The organism is Streptomyces sp. SP18BB07, assembly GCF_036322545.1.
Classification (GTDB): domain Bacteria; phylum Actinomycetota; class Actinomycetes; order Streptomycetales; family Streptomycetaceae; genus Streptomyces; species Streptomyces deccanensis.
The window spans coordinates 1-15498 of record NZ_JAQYWT010000363.1 but is presented as its reverse complement, the minus strand read 5'-3'; the positions used below and the strand labels follow the sequence as shown (position 1 = coordinate 15498).

At 72.0% G+C, this 15498-nt stretch carries 14 protein-coding genes; 6 read left to right on the top strand and 8 right to left on the bottom strand.

The features are described from left to right. Positions 1 to 40: 40 nt before the first annotated feature. From PUR53_RS41275 to PUR53_RS41260, 4 genes are all read left to right on the top strand, one after another. On the top strand, positions 41 to 886 hold the full coding sequence (locus tag PUR53_RS41275) for an alpha/beta hydrolase (RefSeq protein WP_329912021.1): 846 nt from the start codon (positions 41 to 43) through the stop codon (positions 884 to 886). Continuing rightward, entirely contained in the window at positions 879 to 1610 is a 732-nt protein-coding gene (locus PUR53_RS41270; RefSeq protein WP_443078198.1) for a hypothetical protein, read from the top strand. Before PUR53_RS41275 ends, PUR53_RS41270 begins: the two co-directional genes overlap by 8 nt. A 270-nt stretch (positions 1611 to 1880) precedes the next feature. Continuing rightward, on the top strand, positions 1881 to 2504 hold the full coding sequence (locus PUR53_RS41265; protein WP_086784408.1) for an RNA polymerase sigma factor: 624 nt from the start codon (positions 1881 to 1883) through the stop codon (positions 2502 to 2504). Further along, positions 2497 to 3573: a CU044_5270 family protein gene (locus PUR53_RS41260; RefSeq protein ID WP_329912020.1), complete on the top strand. Its 1077-nt coding sequence runs from the start codon at positions 2497 to 2499 to the stop codon at positions 3571 to 3573. The genes PUR53_RS41265 and PUR53_RS41260 overlap by 8 nt, the downstream gene beginning before the upstream one ends. Positions 3574 to 3591: 18 nt before the next feature. Here PUR53_RS41260 and PUR53_RS41255 read toward each other — a convergent pair whose 3' ends face one another. The 6 genes from PUR53_RS41255 to PUR53_RS41230 all read right to left on the bottom strand — a co-directional run bounded on the left by PUR53_RS41255 (position 3592) and on the right by PUR53_RS41230 (position 8941). Beyond that, a complete protein-coding gene (locus tag PUR53_RS41255; protein WP_329901275.1) occupies positions 3592 to 4347 on the bottom strand; it encodes an endonuclease/exonuclease/phosphatase family protein in 756 nt (251 codons plus the stop codon). A gap of 120 nt (positions 4348 to 4467) precedes the next feature. Next, positions 4468 to 5421 carry an ROK family glucokinase gene (locus PUR53_RS41250; protein WP_329901274.1) on the bottom strand — a complete coding sequence of 318 codons (954 nt, stop codon included), beginning with the start codon at positions 5419 to 5421 and terminating at the stop codon, positions 4468 to 4470. 94 nt (positions 5422 to 5515) lie between these two features. After that, the gene (locus PUR53_RS41245) at positions 5516 to 6073 is read right to left on the bottom strand and encodes a DUF5304 domain-containing protein (RefSeq protein WP_329912019.1); all 558 of its coding nucleotides are present in this window, start codon (positions 6071 to 6073) and stop codon (positions 5516 to 5518) included. Positions 6074 to 6130: 57 nt separating this feature from the next. After that, entirely contained in the window at positions 6131 to 7309 is a 1179-nt protein-coding gene (locus tag PUR53_RS41240) for an ArsA family ATPase (protein ID WP_329912018.1), read from the bottom strand. Between the two features lie 328 nt (positions 7310 to 7637). Further along, on the bottom strand, positions 7638 to 8078 hold the full coding sequence (locus tag PUR53_RS41235) for an SRPBCC family protein (RefSeq protein WP_329901271.1): 441 nt from the start codon (positions 8076 to 8078) through the stop codon (positions 7638 to 7640). Positions 8079 to 8185: 107 nt separating this feature from the next. Further along, positions 8186 to 8941 carry a metallophosphoesterase family protein gene (locus PUR53_RS41230; protein WP_329901287.1) on the bottom strand — a complete coding sequence of 252 codons (756 nt, stop codon included), beginning with the start codon at positions 8939 to 8941 and terminating at the stop codon, positions 8186 to 8188. A gap of 356 nt (positions 8942 to 9297) precedes the next feature. Here PUR53_RS41230 and PUR53_RS41225 point away from each other — a divergent pair, with 356 nt between their 5' ends. After that, positions 9298 to 11094: an AMP-dependent synthetase/ligase gene (locus PUR53_RS41225; RefSeq protein ID WP_329912017.1), complete on the top strand. Its 1797-nt coding sequence runs from the start codon at positions 9298 to 9300 to the stop codon at positions 11092 to 11094. A gap of 31 nt (positions 11095 to 11125) precedes the next feature. Here the strand turns inward: PUR53_RS41225 and PUR53_RS41220 are convergent, their stop codons facing one another. Beyond that, positions 11126 to 12712, bottom strand: coding sequence for a GMC oxidoreductase (locus PUR53_RS41220; RefSeq protein WP_329912016.1), 1587 nt, complete (start codon positions 12710 to 12712; stop codon positions 11126 to 11128). A gap of 194 nt (positions 12713 to 12906) precedes the next feature. Continuing rightward, the gene (locus tag PUR53_RS41215; RefSeq protein ID WP_329912015.1) at positions 12907 to 14049 is read right to left on the bottom strand and encodes a glycosyltransferase family 4 protein; all 1143 of its coding nucleotides are present in this window, start codon (positions 14047 to 14049) and stop codon (positions 12907 to 12909) included. Positions 14050 to 14252: 203 nt separating this feature from the next. Between PUR53_RS41215 and PUR53_RS41210 the strand changes: the two genes are divergently transcribed. Further along, positions 14253 to 15479, top strand: coding sequence for a glycosyltransferase 87 family protein (locus tag PUR53_RS41210; RefSeq protein WP_329912168.1), 1227 nt, complete (start codon positions 14253 to 14255; stop codon positions 15477 to 15479). Positions 15480 to 15498: the final 19 nt, after the last annotated feature.

Below are 15498 nucleotides of genomic sequence, written 5' to 3'. Positions count from 1 at the left end.
CCGGACTTTCACACCCTTCTCATGAACAGGAGACCGAACCGTGCCGGTCCTTCCTGGAGCCGAGCCGTACCACCACGAGGGCGGGGAGGTCGGAGTCCTCCTCTGCCACGGTTTCACCGGGTCACCGCAGTCCATGCGTCCCTGGGCGGAGTATCTCGCCGAGCGCGGGCTGACCGTCGCGCTGCCCCTGCTGCCGGGCCACGGCACCCGCTGGGAGGACCTCCGCCCCACGGGCTGGCAGGACTGGTACGCGGAGGTGGACCGCGAGCTGCGGACCCTGCGTGAGCGCTGTACGCGGGTCTTCGTCGCGGGGCTGTCCATGGGCGGCGCCCTGGCGCTGCGGCTGGCCGCGAAGCACGGGGACGCGGTCGCCGGCGTGATGGTCGTCAACCCGGCGAACAAGGTGCACGGCCCGGCCGCGCACGCCCTCCCCCTGCTCCGGCACTTCGTCCCCACCACGAAGGGGATCACCAGCGACATCGCCAAGGAGGGCGTCGAGGAGCTGGGGTACAGCCATGTGCCGCTGCACGCGGCGCACTCCCTGCGTAATTTCCTGCGCCTCGTCGACGGGGAACTGCCCCAGGTCACCCAGCCGTTGCTGCTGTTGCACAGCCCACGGGACCATGTGGTGCCGCCCGTCGACTCCGAGCGCGTCCTCGGCCGGGTGTCGTCGACGGACGTCACGGAGATCCTGCTGGAACAGAGCCACCACGTCGCGACGTTGGACCACGACGCGGACCGCATCTTCGAGGAGAGCCACGCGTTCGTCACCCGGCTGGTGAAGAAGTCCGACGCGGAATCCGTACAGCAGTCTGATTCGGGGTCCGCGGAGCGGAACGGTCCGGGATCCTTGGAGCAGAGGGAAGGGACGGCCACTGGTGGCTGAGCACGACTCCGAGCGTGAGCCGGAGGAGCAGGGAGCGCCTCTCGGCGCCTCACCCGGTGACTCACGGGGTGACTCCTCGGGTAGCTCCGCGGGCGGCCCCGCCAAGGGCGCCGGGGGTGCCTCGTCCGGCGAGTCGCCGGACGAGGAGCAGCACGCGGGCGAGGAGCAGCACGTGCCGTTCGACGAGGACGCCGCCTGGCGGGCCATCGTCGCCGGGTTCGGTGCGGAGCCCCCGGACCCACCGGGTGCCAAGCCGTTCAAGTCGGTGGAGGACCTGGCCCTCCTGGAGCCCGAGCCGGAGGAGTCCGCCGACAAGGCCCCGGACGGCGCCGCCGGCCCCGCGGCCCCCAGGCCGCTCGGCAGTTCGGTCGCGTTCGCACCCGGTGTAGGAGCGGGCCCGCGCGACTACAGCGTGCCGGACCCGGTCGGCGAGGACACGGGAGACGAGGCCGACGGCGAGGACGACGAGGACGGCGAGGGTCACTTCGTGCCGCCCGAGCCGCCCCCGCTGCCCGAGGCCGACGCGACCGCCAAGTTCGCCTGGCTGGGCGTGGCCGGCGGTCCGGTCCTGCTGCTGCTCGCCGTGCTGCTGGGCTGGGAGATGACCTGGTGGCTCACCACCCTGGGCATCGGCGGCTTCCTCGGCGGCTTCGCCACGCTGGTGATGCGGATGAAGAGCGACGACGAGGACGACGACGATCCGGGCCGGGGCGCGGTCGTCTGACCTCACCGCCACCGACGTCGCGTCGTGTACGAGGGCCCGCCCGGGATCGTTCCGGGCGGGCCCTCGCCGTCGCCCGGCGCCACGACACGGTCCCCGGCGGTCCCCGGCGGTCCCAGCGGTCCCAGCGGTCCCAGCGGTCCCAGCGGTCCCAGCGGTCCCAGCGGTCCCAGCGGCGGAATGGAACTCGATTCCGGTGAACGGCGAAGTACGGGTGCACGACCCGAACGAGCCCAAGTCTTCGAGGCGTTCGGACGAACGAGAGGAGCCCCGATGCCCGTCGGACCACCGGGACTCGGCACCCGCGAGCGAGAGCGCGAGGAGAGTGACGCCCGTGTGATCGAGCGGTCCCGGGACGAACCCGAGCTGTTCGCCGTCCTCTACGACCGCCATGCCGACGCCGTCCACCGTTACGCGGCCCGGCGGCTCGGTCCCGAGGCGGCGGAGGACCTGATGGCGGAGACCTTCGCCATCGCCTTCCAGCGGCGGCACACCTACGACCTGGAGCGGCTCGACGCCCGCCCCTGGCTGTTCGGTGTCGCCACCAACCTGCTCGGCAGGCACCGGCGGGCCGAGGCGCGCCGCTTCCGGGCGCTGGCCCGGCTGCCGGAGCCGGTGGAGCACGAGGAGCCGGTCGCGGACCGGGCGGTCGCCAGGGCCGGTGCCACGGGGGTGCGCCGGGAGCTGGCGGCTGCGCTGGCCGGGCTGTCCGCCCGGCACCGCGACGTGGTGCTGCTGGTGGCCTGGGCCGGCCTCGACTACGAGGAGGCGGCCCAGGCCCTCGGCGTGCCCGTCGGCACGATCAGATCCCGGCTGAACCGGGCTCGCGGCAGACTGCGCGAGGCACTGGGCGGATCCGATCCGACCGCTTTCCGAGAGGCAGACGCCCATGCGTGACATCGACGACCCGAGGACCCTGGGGGAGCTGCGGGGCCTCGCCGACTACGACGCGGGGGTGCCCCCGTTGGACGAGGAGACCCGGCGGCGGGGGCGGGCCCGGCTGCTGGCCACGATCACCGCGCCGGACGCGGACCGGACACGGAAGCCGGCCTTCCGGCTCGCCCCGCCGGTACACCGCCGTCCGGTCCCGCGGATCGCGCTGAGCGGGCTGGTCGCCGCGGCCGTCACCGCCGGTGTCCTGGTCGCCGTGCAGCAGGACGGCGACGACGGCCGGGGCGGGACCGCGAAGCCGCCGGTGACCAGCCTGCCGCCGATGCGGAACGTGAGCGCGCGGACGGTGCTCAACGGGGCGGCCGCGTACGCGCGACAGCACGAGAAGCAGGTCAGCCCGCGGGACGACCAGTTCATGTACACCAAGGAGATCATCAAGGAGACCGACCAGAAGACCGGGAGAACGAAGACCCACGTCGCCGAGAACTGGCGCTCGGTGGACGGCTCCAAGCGTTCGTGGGTCATGGAGCTGGGCAAGGGGTGGTGGGCCACACCGCTGGCCGCGAACGAGAGCGTGTGGCCGCCGCAGGACTGGAGCAGGCTGCGGAAGCTGCCGACCGACCCGGAGCAGCTGATCCTTGCGGTCCAGAGGGAGTCCTTCGGACGCCAGGGGAAGAACGCCTCCCTCGACGACATCACCGACGAGGAGTGGATGCACATCCACTTCAGCCTCGCCGGGCTGCTCAAGCTGGTCCCGGTGATGCCCGAGGGGCTGCGGCCGGCGGCCTACGAGGCGCTCGGGATGGTCCCGGGGGTCAAGGCGGTGCCGAACCAGAAGGACGCCAAGGGACGGGTCGGCGTGGCCATCACCTACAAGGCCCCGGACCTCCCCGGGGGAAGCTTCGACTACGGCGGCTACTTCATCTTCGACCCGGTGACGTACGCCTTCCTCGGCTTCCGTGACGAGCGTTCCTCGGGCGACGGCAAGAACATGAAGGTGTACACCCAACTCTCCTACCTGGACAGTTGGGCGATCGTCGACCGGGCCAAGGAGTACCCGTCGGCCGCCGGGTAGCGGCGTACGAAACACCCCCTAGGCGTCGGCGGGGACCCTGAGGGCGGCCAGGACCGGCAGGTGGTCCGTGGCCGCCCTCAGGTCGTCGCCGGTGATGCCGGGGTGGTCGAGGGGGACGCCGCAGCCGAGGACCTCGATGCCGCCGGTGGCCAGGATCGCGTCGATGCGCTGGTGGGGGTCGGTGGGGGTGGAGGTGTACTCGCCGCCCCAGGGGGTGGTGCTCCAGCAGTCCTGGAGCTCGCCGGCGAGGCGGCGGAACGTGCGGCCCTGCGGGCGCTCGTTGAGGTCGCCGCCCGCGACGGCGTGCGGCACGCCCAGGCCGGCGAGGTGGTCCAGGAGCATGCCGCCCTGCTCGTACCGCTCGTCCTTGTGGAGGGAGAGGTGGCAGGACAGGACGCCGAGGCGGGCGCGCCCGAAGCGGACCACCGCCGTGGCGAAGCCGCGCCGGTGCAGGCCGGGGGTGAGGGGCAGCAGGACGTCCTCGGTGTGTTCGACCGTGGCCCGGAGGCCGCACAGCAGCGCGGGGCCGGAGGCGGTGGCGCCGCCGGAGAGGGTGACCAGGCCGGAGGCCGCGGCGAGCCGCGCGAGCTTCTTGCGCCAGCGGAAGAAGCGAGGGGCTTCCTGGATCAGGACCAGGTCGGGGGCGCAGGCGGTGATCACTCGGGCGAGGGCGTCCGTGTCGTCGCGCATGGAGCGGATGTTGTAGCTGAGGACGCGGATGGTTGCCGAACCGTCGGGGTGCGTACGGGAGTTGGGCAGCGGGGTGGTCGCCATGCGGATCAAGATACGCCTAAGAGCTCGGGGCATTTGTCCGTTTGCGACTGCAGGTGCGTCGTGGTTGTTCGCGCAGTTCCCCGCGCCCCTGAAAACGGGGCGCGGGGTGCCGGCCGGTGTCTACATGATCGGGTCGGGTTCTCTCGCCAGGTCCGCCGCGCCCACCAGGCCCGCCTCGTTACCCAGCTGGGCGGCGATCACGTCGGCGACCGGGCGCCAGTTGCCACCCACGAGCCAGCGCTTGTAGGACTTGCGGATGGGGTCGAGGACCAGTTCGCCCTCGTCCGACAGGCCGCCGCCGACGATGAAGGCGGAGGGGTCGAAGAGGGAGGCGAGGTCGGCGAGGCCCGCTCCGGCCCAGCGGGCGAGTTCGCGGTAGGAGTCGACGGCGACCGGGTCGCCCTGGCGGGCGGCCATGGAGATGTGCTTGCCCTCGATGCCGTCGGGGGTGCCGTCGCCGAGGCCGAGCAGCAGTTCCGCGTTCTCCGGGGTGGCGTTGGCGCGCTGCTTGGCGTACCGGACGAGGGCGCGGCCGGAGGCGTACTGCTCCCAGCAGCCCTGGCTGCCGCAGCCGCAGAGCAGGCCGTCGGGGACCATACGGATGTGGCCGAACTCGGCGGCCACGCCGTAGTGCCCGCGGCGCAGCTTGTTGCCGATGATGATGCCGCCGCCGAGACCGGTGCCGAGGGTGATGCAGATGACGTTGCGGTGGCCCTTGCCCGCGCCGAACTTGTACTCGCCCCAGGCGGCGGCGTTGGCGTCGTTCTCCACGACGACCGGCAGGCCCACGCGGGCCTCGACCTTCTCCTTGAGCGGCTCGTTGCGCCAGTCGATGTTGGGGGCGAAGTAGACCGTCGACCGCTGACGGTTGACATAGCCGGCCGCGCCGATGCCGACACCGACGATCTCGTGTCCGGCTCGCGCGCCCTCGACGGCGGCGGCGATGGCGTCCACGATCCCCTCGGGCGTGCCCGGGGTCGGCACCTTGTGCGTCGAGAGGATGTTGCCTTCCTCGTCGACCACACCGGCCGCGATCTTGGTACCGCCGATGTCGACGCCGATGGTGAGTCCCATGAATCCCTCAGTTTCGGTCGAGCCCCGCTACGGCCAACCGTACCCGAGGCCCTGCACCGGGACTCCCGGCGTCCGCCCGGCGGACGGGCCGCCGTCAGTCCAGGTCGATGCGCTCCCCGGGGCCCGGATCGTCCCCCTGGTCACGGCGTGCCTGGTGGCCGGTGTCCCGGTTCGTCCAGCGGCGCTCCTGCGCCTCGACGGCGGAGCGGTAGGCGGCGAGGAGTTCACCGCCGGCGGCGGCGAGATGGTCGAAGACGTCCGGGTTGCGTTCGATGACCGGTTCGACGGCGGCCTTGGCCTGGCGGACGACCTGGTTGACCATCTGCTGGGCCGCGCCGCCGGCGACCGCGCCGAGCAGCGGCGACTGGAGCCCGGACAGCTTGTCCGCGACGGTGTCGACCAGCTTGCGCAGTTCCTCGGCGGCCGAGCCCGGGGGCGGCCCGTACCGGGCGCGGCGGCGGGCCTTCTCCGCGATCAGGTCCTCCTCGCACGCCGTCGCCCAGGCGTCGGCGTCGGTGGCGCGCGCACGGTCGCTCTCGCGTCCCTGCTCGGCCGTCCGCGCCTCCTCGGCCGCGTCCCTGCGCGCGGCAGCGTCCCTACGCGCGGCCGCGTCCTCGCGAGCGGCGTCGGACGGGGGGCGCTCTTCGCTCATGGCGGGCTCCTGCCTACGGTTCGTACCTTCGACGTTACCCGAACGGGCGTATGCGGTTCACCGGGTCCGGGGCCACAACTGCGGGTCCGGCGCGAATCGGATCCTCAGGGAGCCCTCGCGCAGGGCCGCGCCGTCCACCGTGCACCGGCGCAGTGCCGACGGCAGCGGAACGATACGGCGGAACTGGCCGGCCGTGACGACCAACTCGTCGCCGCGCCGGATGAGATCCAGCTCGTCCCGTATCGCGCCGGGCAGCGGGATGTGCCACACGAGCACGCCCTCGTCCGCGAGGTTGTCGGTGACGGGCCAGACGACGCGTGCGGGAGCGTCACCCGTACCGGGTACGCCGAGAGCGGCGAGGTCGTCGAGGCCGCGGGGGTCGCGTCCCAGGTGGCCCACTCCCCGTACGGGGCGGGCCTCGCCCTGTTCCTGCCACTCCTCCAAGGCCTTGCGCTGCTGGGCGACGAGGCCGGCGAGCCAGGTGTCGTGGGTGCCCTGGGGCAGGACGCGGTTGGCGATCAGCAGGTCGACGGGGAGGGCCCGCAGGGCGAGTCCGACGCTCGCGAGGCGGATGTGGTCGGCGCCGGCCGGGCCGGGCTCGGCGACCAGGCGCACGCTGGTCCCCGGGTCCTCGACGATCGCGGCGACGGCGGCCAGTTCGACGTCCCAGCGGGCGGCCGTCTCGTAGAGCCACTCGGCGGGCATCGGCACCCCGGCGAGCCGTCCGAGCACCGGGCGCAGCGCGCGGGCCGCCTGCCGCTCCGGCGGGAGGAGTCGGCGCAGGTAGCGCCGCAGTTCCTCCGGGAGGCCGAGCAGGGCGAGGGCCTGCGGCGCGGGGGGCAGATCGACGACGAGCAGGTCGTACGCCTCCGACAGCGCGGCGTCGCGCAGCGCCCGCAGCAGGGCGAGTTCCTCGGCGCCGGGCAGGGGCGTGAGTTCCTCGGCGTCCAGCCGTCCCGCGCCCAGCAGGTCGAGGACGGAGGCGGCCCGCTCCTGGAACGCGACGAGGTCCTCGCGGAAGCCGGCCGCGGCGTCGGGGCGCCAGGCGGTGAGGTTCGGCGCCACCCGCACGGGTTCCGGGCCGGTGGCCGTGGCGAGGGCCGCGCCCAGCCCGTCCGTGCGGTCGGCACTGAGGACCAGCGTCCGCGTGCCCGCGCGGGCCGCGTCCAGCGCCGTGGCCGCGGCGACCGTCGTACGGCCGCTGCCGCCTTGCCCGGTGATCAGGATGGTGCGCATGGGGGTGAACGGTAACCCAGCGGCGGGCGCCCCCGCGCCGGGCGGCACCCGGCGCGGGGCTCGGCCGGGGGTGGGAGGCGCTTACCGGCGCTGACAGGGTGCCGCCTGCGCCCACCGTGCCGCCCCAGCGGCACGACTGCCCGCAGGTGGAACGGGAACGGAGGAAGAGGGAAAAGGGCGAAGCCCGATTTCCAGGGGCGCGGGGAACTGCGCGATCAGCCACGAACGACCCGCAGCCGCGCCCCGTCCCAGCCCACCCAGTCATGCCGCGCCCGACGGCACCCTCCACCACCAAGGCAAGCCGGGCGGGTGGGCGGGGGGCAAAAACCTACGCCCCCGACTCCACCCGCTTCTTCAACCCCGCCAACGCCCGGTCGATGATGACCTTCTCCGCCTTGCGCTTGATCATCCCGAGCATGGGGATCTTGACGTCGACGGTCAGCTGGTAGGTCACCTCCGTCACCGAGTCGCTCACCGGCTTGAGGATGTACGACCCGTCGAGGGAACGGAGCATCTGGGACTTGACCAGCGTCCACGAGACCTCGTTCGCCCCGGTCCAGGTGTACCCCAGCGTCTGGTCGTCCTTGATCGCGCCCGCGTCCATGACCAGCCGGACCTGCTCGGCCCGCCCCTGCTCGTCCGTCCGGAGGACTTCCGCCTCCTTCACCTCTCCCGTCCAGTCCGGGTAGCGGGCGAAGTCGGCGATCACTCCCATGACGTCGGCCGCCGCAGCCTCGATCGTGATGCTCGAACTGGTGAATTCCGCCATCGCCGTGGCTCCTCCAGAGACGTTCCGGTGAGGGAGGTGGGTGCGCACGTATGTGCAGCGTGAAGGCTACCGCGCGCCCGCCGAAGCCTCGCCACCCCATCCGGCGTTCACCACTCCAGCGCCCACGGCTTCCCGCTCCCCGCGAAGTGCCCCACATTCACACACTCCGTGGCCCCGATCCGCATCCGCCGCGCCAACGGCTGGTGGACATGGCCGAACAGCGAGTACCGGGGCCGGGTCTTCCGGATCGCCTCCAGCAACGCCCGGCTCCCGCGCTCGAATCGGCGCGCCACCGTGTCGTAGACCAGTTCGGGCACTTCCGGGGGGATGTGCGTGCAGAGCACGTCGACCTCCCCCACCGCCTCGATCTTGGCCGCGTACTCCTCGTCGCTGATCTCGTAGGGCGTCCGCATGGGCGTGCGGAGTCCGCCGCCCACGAAGCCGAAGACCCGGCCGCCGATCTCCACCCGTTCGCCGTCGAGGACGGTCGTCCCCGGTCCCGCGTACTCCGGCCACAGTCGCGGCATATCGACATTGCCGTAGGTGGCGTACGTCGGTGTGGGAAAGGCCGCGAACAGCTCGGCGTACTGCTTGCGGACGGCCTTCTCGATCACGGTGGAGCGGTCCTCGCCCACGCCCGCCCAGAGGCGGGCCCCGAGTTCGCGGGCCTCCTCGAACCGCCGGGCGGTGCGCAGTTCGACGAGCCGGCTGGCGTTCTCGGCGCCGAAGAGGTCGGGGAAGATGCCGCGGGAGTGGTCGGCGTAGTCGAGGAAGAGGACCAGGTCGCCCAGGCACACCAGGGCGTCGGCGTCCTCACCCGCTCTGGCCAGGTCGCGCGCGTTGCCGTGCACGTCGCTGACCACGTGAATGCGCGTTCTGCCGTTACCGTCCCGTGTGCGTGCCATGACGATCAAGCGTAGGCGTGTGCGGCATACGTGAACAGAGCCGGTCGCACGTGCGGTTACTGGCCAGTCAGCAAGTGAGGGGATTATTCTTCCCGGGGAGAGCCCCCATGTGTGACGCGGAGAACATCTCGCCGGACCCCCCTCGCGGAGAGGCCATACCGACGGGTAACGTCCGGGCAGTCCAGTTGTGCTCAGGTTTTCAACCAGTAAGGCCCAAGGATCCACAGGGGACCTGAGCGCTCGCCCCAGCCTTGGACCGCACCGTCGCAGCAACACAGAGTCGTGGCGCCGGCGCCCTATGAGGAGCAGCAGTCTTGCGCGAGTTCAGCCTTCCGGCTTTGTACGAGGTCCCGACGGACGGCAATCTGACCGACATCGTCCGCAGAAACGCCGCGCAGCATCCCGATGTCGCCGTCATCGCCCGCAAGGTGGGCGGCGCCTGGCAGGACGTGAACGCCGTCCAGTTCCTCGCCGAGGTGCGCACCGCCGCGAAGGGGCTGATCGCCGCCGGGGTCCAGCCCGGTGACCGGGTCGGGCTGATGTCGCGTACGCGGTACGAGTGGACCCTGCTGGACTTCGCGATCTGGACGGCCGGCGGGGTCACCGTGCCGGTGTACGAGACCAGCTCGCCGGAGCAGGTGCAGTGGATCCTCGCCGACTCGGGCGCGACCGCCATGATCGTGGAGCTGGACGGGCACACGGCGGCCGTCGAGTCGGTGCGCGACCGGCTGCCGGCGCTCAAGCACGTCTGGCAGATCGAGGGCGGCGGGGTGGAGGAGCTGGGCCGCCTCGGCCAGGACGTCACCGACGCGGCCGTCGACGAGCGCAGCTCGCTGGCCAAGGCCGACGACCCGGCGACCATCGTCTACACCTCGGGCACCACCGGCCGCCCGAAGGGGTGCGTGCTCACCCACCGCAGCTTCTTCGCCGAGTGCGGGAACGTGGTGGAGCGGCTGCGGCCCCTGTTCCGTACGGGCGAGTGCTCGGTCCTGCTCTTCCTCCCGCTCGCGCACGTCTTCGGGCGGCTCGTGCAGGTCGCGCCGATGATGGCGCCGATCAAGCTGGGCACCGTTCCGGACATCAAGAACCTCACCGACGAGCTGGCCTCCTTCCGGCCGACGCTGATCCTCGGTGTGCCGCGGGTGTTCGAGAAGGTCTACAACTCGGCGCGGGCCAAGGCGCAGGCGGACGGCAAGGGCAAGATCTTCGACAAGGCCGCGGACACGGCGATCGCGTACAGCAAGGCGCTGGACACCCCGTCGGGCCCGGCCCTCGGTCTGAAGATCAAGCACAAGGTGTTCGACAAGCTCGTCTACAGCAAGCTGCGCGCGGTGCTCGGCGGCAAGGGCGAGTACGCGATCTCGGGCGGCGCCCCGCTGGGCGAGCGCCTCGGCCACTTCTTCCGGGGCATCGGGTTCACGGTCCTGGAGGGCTACGGCCTCACCGAGTCCTGCGCGGCGACCGCGTTCAACCCCTGGGACCGGCAGAAGATCGGTACGGTCGGGCAGCCGCTGCCGGGGTCCGTCATCCGGATCGCGGACGACGGGGAGGTGCTGCTGCACGGCGAGCACCTGTTCAAGGAGTACTGGAACAACCCGGGCGCGACCGAGGAGGCGCTGGCCGATGGCTGGTTCCACACCGGTGACATCGGCACCCTCGACGAGGATGGCTACCTCCGGATCACCGGCCGTAAGAAGGAGATCATCGTCACCGCGGGCGGCAAGAACGTCGCCCCGGCCGTGATCGAGGACCGTATCCGCGCCCACGCGCTGGTCGCGGAGTGCATGGTGGTGGGTGACGGGCGGCCGTTCGTCGGCGCGCTGGTCACCATCGACGAGGAGTTCCTGGGCCGTTGGGCCGCCGAGCACGGCAAGCCGACGGGTTCCACCGCGGCGTCGCTGAGCGCGGACGCCGATCTGAACGCGGCCGTTCAGGCCGCGATCGACGACGGCAACGCCGCGGTGTCGAAGGCGGAATCGGTGCGGAAGTTCCGCATTCTGTCCTCCCAGTTCACGGAGGAGTCGGGCCACCTGACGCCGTCCCTGAAGCTCAAACGCAACGTGGTGGCGAAGGACTACGCGGACGAGATCGAGGCGATCTACCAGAAGTAGCAACCCATACCGGCCGCACGGGCCGGTCGGCTCATGGCGCGGTGTCCTCCACCAGGACCCGCGCCATCGTGCGTTCCGCGAGCGCGGTGATCGTGACGAACGGGTTCACCCCGATCGAGCCGGGCACCAGCGAGCCGTCGGTGACGTACAGCTTCGAGTAGCCCTTCACCCGCCCGTAGCCGTCGGTCGCCCTGCCCAGCACACAGCCGCCCAGCGGGTGGTACGTGAAGTCGTCGGCGAACACCCTGTTGGACGAGCCGAACAGGTCGTAGCGGTACATCGTGGAGTTGGCGGAGTTGATCCGGTCGAAGAGCTTCTTGGCCATGGAGGACGAGACCGCGCTCTGGGCGGCGCTCCAGCCGAGCTTCGCCGAGTCGCCGGCGGCGTCGTAGGTGAAGGAGGCGCGCTCGGTGTTCTTGGTGATCGCCAGGTAGAGGCTGACCCAGTGTTCGAGGCCGGTGGGCAGGGGGGCGATCTCGGCGAAGACCGGGTTGGCGGTGTTGGCCCAGTCGTCGATGCCCATGACCGGCATGGTCGACTGGTTCTCCCCGACCGTGTCCCACAGGTGGTTGGCCCGTCCGAGCATCACATTGCCGTTGGGGCCCCAGCCGGCGCCGACACTGGCGTCCAGGGCGGCGAGGGTGCCCTTCGCCCGCGCGCGGACGAGGAGTTCGGTGGTGCCGACGCTGCCGGCGCCGAGGAACAGGTAGGTGCAGCCGTACTCCTTGGTCTCGACGACGGTGCCCGTGCCGTCGACGCGGTCGACGGTGACGACGTACGTGCCGTCGCTCAGCCTGCGGATGCCCCTGGCCCGTTCCAGGGTGTGGATGGTGACGTTGCCGGTGCCGAGGGCGGCGGCCAGGTACGTCTTGTCGAGGCTCTTCTTGCCGTGGTTGTTGCCATAGATGACCTCGCCGGCGAGGGCCGACTTCGTCGCCGTGCCGGCGGCCTCGCGCCGCATGTGGTCGAAGTCGTAGACGCTGGGCACGAAGGTGGTCCGCAGGCCGGTCTTCTCGGCGTGGGCCCGGGAGATCCGGCTGAAGCGGTACCACTCGGTGGACTCGAACCACGCGGGGTCGATGGTGTTGACGCCGAGCATGGCGCGGGCGCGCGGGAAGTACGTGGCGTACATCTCGGCGGTGTCGACGGTCGGGAACTGCTCGGCGAAGTACGACCGGAGCGGGGTGACGGCCATGCTGCCGTTGACCAGGGAGCCGCCGCCGACGCCCCGGCCGAGGAAGACCGACATGTTGGCGTAACGGACCCGGTCCAGCACGCCGGGGTAGGCGCTGATGTCCTTGTTGACGACGTCCAGCCAGAGGAACGTGGCGAGCGGGGCCTCGGTCCGGGTCTTGAACCACATGGAGCGCTCGTCCGGCTCCCGGGTCGAGCAGAAGATCTTGCCGTCGGCGCCGGGGGTGGTCCACGCCTTGCCCATCTCCAGGACGAGGGTGCGGATGCCGGCCTGGCCGAGGCGGAGGGCGGCTACGGCGGCGCCGTAGCCGGAGCCGATGACGATCGCCGGGGCGTTGTCGACGGCGTCGGGCTCAGCCGCGTGGGCGGACTGGAGGCCGATGCGGGTGAGGCCGAGGCCGGCCGCCGTCTGAAGGGCGGCCATACCAAGGATGTGACGTCTCGTCAGCTGACGCTGCATCAGTTTTGCTGTCATGTGCGCAGCATGTGCGGATTATTCGGCTCCGGCTAGGGGCTCCACCGTGCCGGGTGGCGCCTACCGGGGTGCCGGGTGCTCCCGGAAGGCGAGTTCCGGTCGTCTTGTGGCTGGTCGCGCAGGTCCCCGCGCCCCTCACGGGGCTACAGCAACGTCTTCAAAGTTTCTGCCAACAGGTCCCAGCGCCATTTCTCCTCCACCCACTCCCGGCCCCGCTGTCCCATGCGTTCCCGTAGCTCCGGGTCGCCGAGGAGGGTGACGATGCGTTCCGCGGCCTCCGTGGGGGAGCCGCCCCGGACGACCCAGCCGGTCTCGCCGTCGAGGACGGCGTCGGGGGCGCCGCCGGAGTCGCCCGCGACCACGGGCAGGCCGGTGGCGGAGGCCTCCAGGTAGACGATCCCGAGGCCCTCGACGTCCAGACCTCCCCGGCGGGTGCGGCACGGCATGGCGAAGACGTCACCGGCGCCGTAGTGGGCGGGCAGCTCGGACCAGGGGACGGCGCCGGTGAAACGGACGGACCCGGCGACCCCGCTCTCGTGGGCGAGCCGGCGCAGCTCCTTCTCGTACGGGCCGCCGCCGACGATCAGGAGCACCGCCTCGGGCTCCGCCGCGAGGATCCCGGGCATCGCCCGGATCAGCGTGTCCTGCCCCTTGCGCGGCACGAGCCGGGAGACACAGACGACGACCGGCCGGTCGGTGAGCCCCAGCCGGGCGCGGACCTCGGCGCCGCCGGAGCCCGGGTGGAAGGTCTTCTCGTCGACGCCGGGCGGCAGTTGGACCATCCGCCCGGCCGCGTCCGGGGTGAGGGCCGTGGCGATCCGGGAGCGGGTGTACTCCCCCAGGTAGGTGATCGTGTCCGTGCCCTCACCGATCCGCCGCAGCAGCTGCCGGGCGGCCGGCAGCTGCGCCCAGCCCGCCTCGTGGCCGTGCGTGGTGGCCACCAGCCGCTCCGCGCCCGCCCGGCGCAGCGCGGGGGCCATCAGGCCGAGGGGGGCCGCCGCGCCGAACCAGACCGACGTGCAGCCGTGCTCGCGCAGCAGCGAGACCGCGCGACGGGTGACGGCGGGCGTCGGCAGCAGCATGGTCGTCCGGTCGCGGACGACGGTGAAGGGCTGCTCGGCGTCGAAGGCGGCGGTCGCCTCCACGCCCTCCCGGCTCCGCTTCCACGTCGACGCGTAGACGACGAGGCGCTCGGGGTCCAGCCGCAGCGCCATGTTGTGCAGGAACGCCTGGATGCCGCCGGGCCGGGGCGGGAAGTCGTTGGTCACGATCAGGGTCTTGTGCATCGCCGCCGACCCTACCGAACGGGTGCCGGGCCACCGCCGCCAGGCACATCCACCCGGTCCCGGGCGGTCGACCGGCTTCCCCGGGCACGGCGCCACGAGCCCGGCCACGCTTCACGGCGGCCTCACAGCCCGACGGGGGATCATGTCCCTCACCAACACGACCAGTGCGCGGACGGACAGGGATTCACGTGGCTCAGACCGACATGACGGGCTCTCGACGGCTCCCGTCCGGGCTGCTCGCCCTCTGGGGCGCGACCCGGCTGCTCCTGCTGCTGTTCGTCTTCAAGGTGTTCGTGTTCCCGGGACCGGACGTCACCGGCGACGTCTCGGTGATCTACCACGGCTGGTACGGGACGCTGCGCGCGGGAACGTATCCCCTGGACGACGTCACCTGGCAGTACCCGCCCGCCGCGGCCCTCGCGATCCTCTCCCCCGCGCTGCTGCCCTTCCTGGACTACGCGTCGGCGTTCTTCGTCCTCGCCCTCCTCGCCGACCTGGTCGTCCTCGCGCTGCTCCTCCACGCGGGCACGCGTCCCGGCCGGACCTGGCGCGGCGCCCGGGTGTGGGTGGTGGGACTTCCGCTGCTCGGTCCGACCGTCTACGCCCGGTACGACGTGATGGTGACGGCCGTGGCGGTCGCGGCCCTCCTGGCGGGCAGCCGCCATCCGCGCGCCATGGGGGCGCTGACGGCCTTCGCGGCCCTGCTGAAGGTGTGGCCGGCCCTGCTGCTCCTGGGCGCGCGCCGGCGCGCCGCCTGGGCCTGGGCGGCGGGCACCGGCCTGGTGCTGGCGGTGGGTTTCGCTCTGGCCAGGCCGGGCGCCTTCGCCTTCCTGACCTTCCAGCGCGACCGGGGCACCGAGGTGGAGTCGCTGGGGGCGCTCGTGTTCCATGTCGCCCGGCAGTTCGGCTGGGACGGGCTGGTGCTGCTCAACTACGGCTCGGTGGAGTTCCTCGGCCCGTACGTCGGCGTCGTCAGCGACGCGGCGCTCGTGCTCAGCGGGGTGGCCTTCGCGTGGCTGCTGCTGTGGCGGGTGCGGGCGCGGCGGTTCGCGCCGTACACCCTCGCGGACGCGGCGTTCGTGGGGGTGCTGATGTTCACGGCCACGAGTCGGGTGATCAGCCCCCAGTACATGGTGTGGCTGGTGGGGCTGGCCGCCGTCTGTCTCTGCTTCCGGGCGAGCCGTATGGGGCTGCCGGTCGTCATGGTGCTGGTGGCGTCCTTCGTGACCGTCCTGGAGTTCCCGATCTGGTTCGGCCATGTCGTGGCCAGCGACTGGCTGGGCATCACGCTCCTCTTCGTCCGCAACGGCCTGCTCGTCGTGGCGACGCTTCTCGGGGGGTTGGAGCTGTGGCGGGACACGGTGGTGCGGGGGGTGCCGGAACCGCTGCCGGGCCGGGCCGACCGTGCGAGGGAACCGCTGGGGTCCTGAGGCCTGGGTGGGTGGGGTG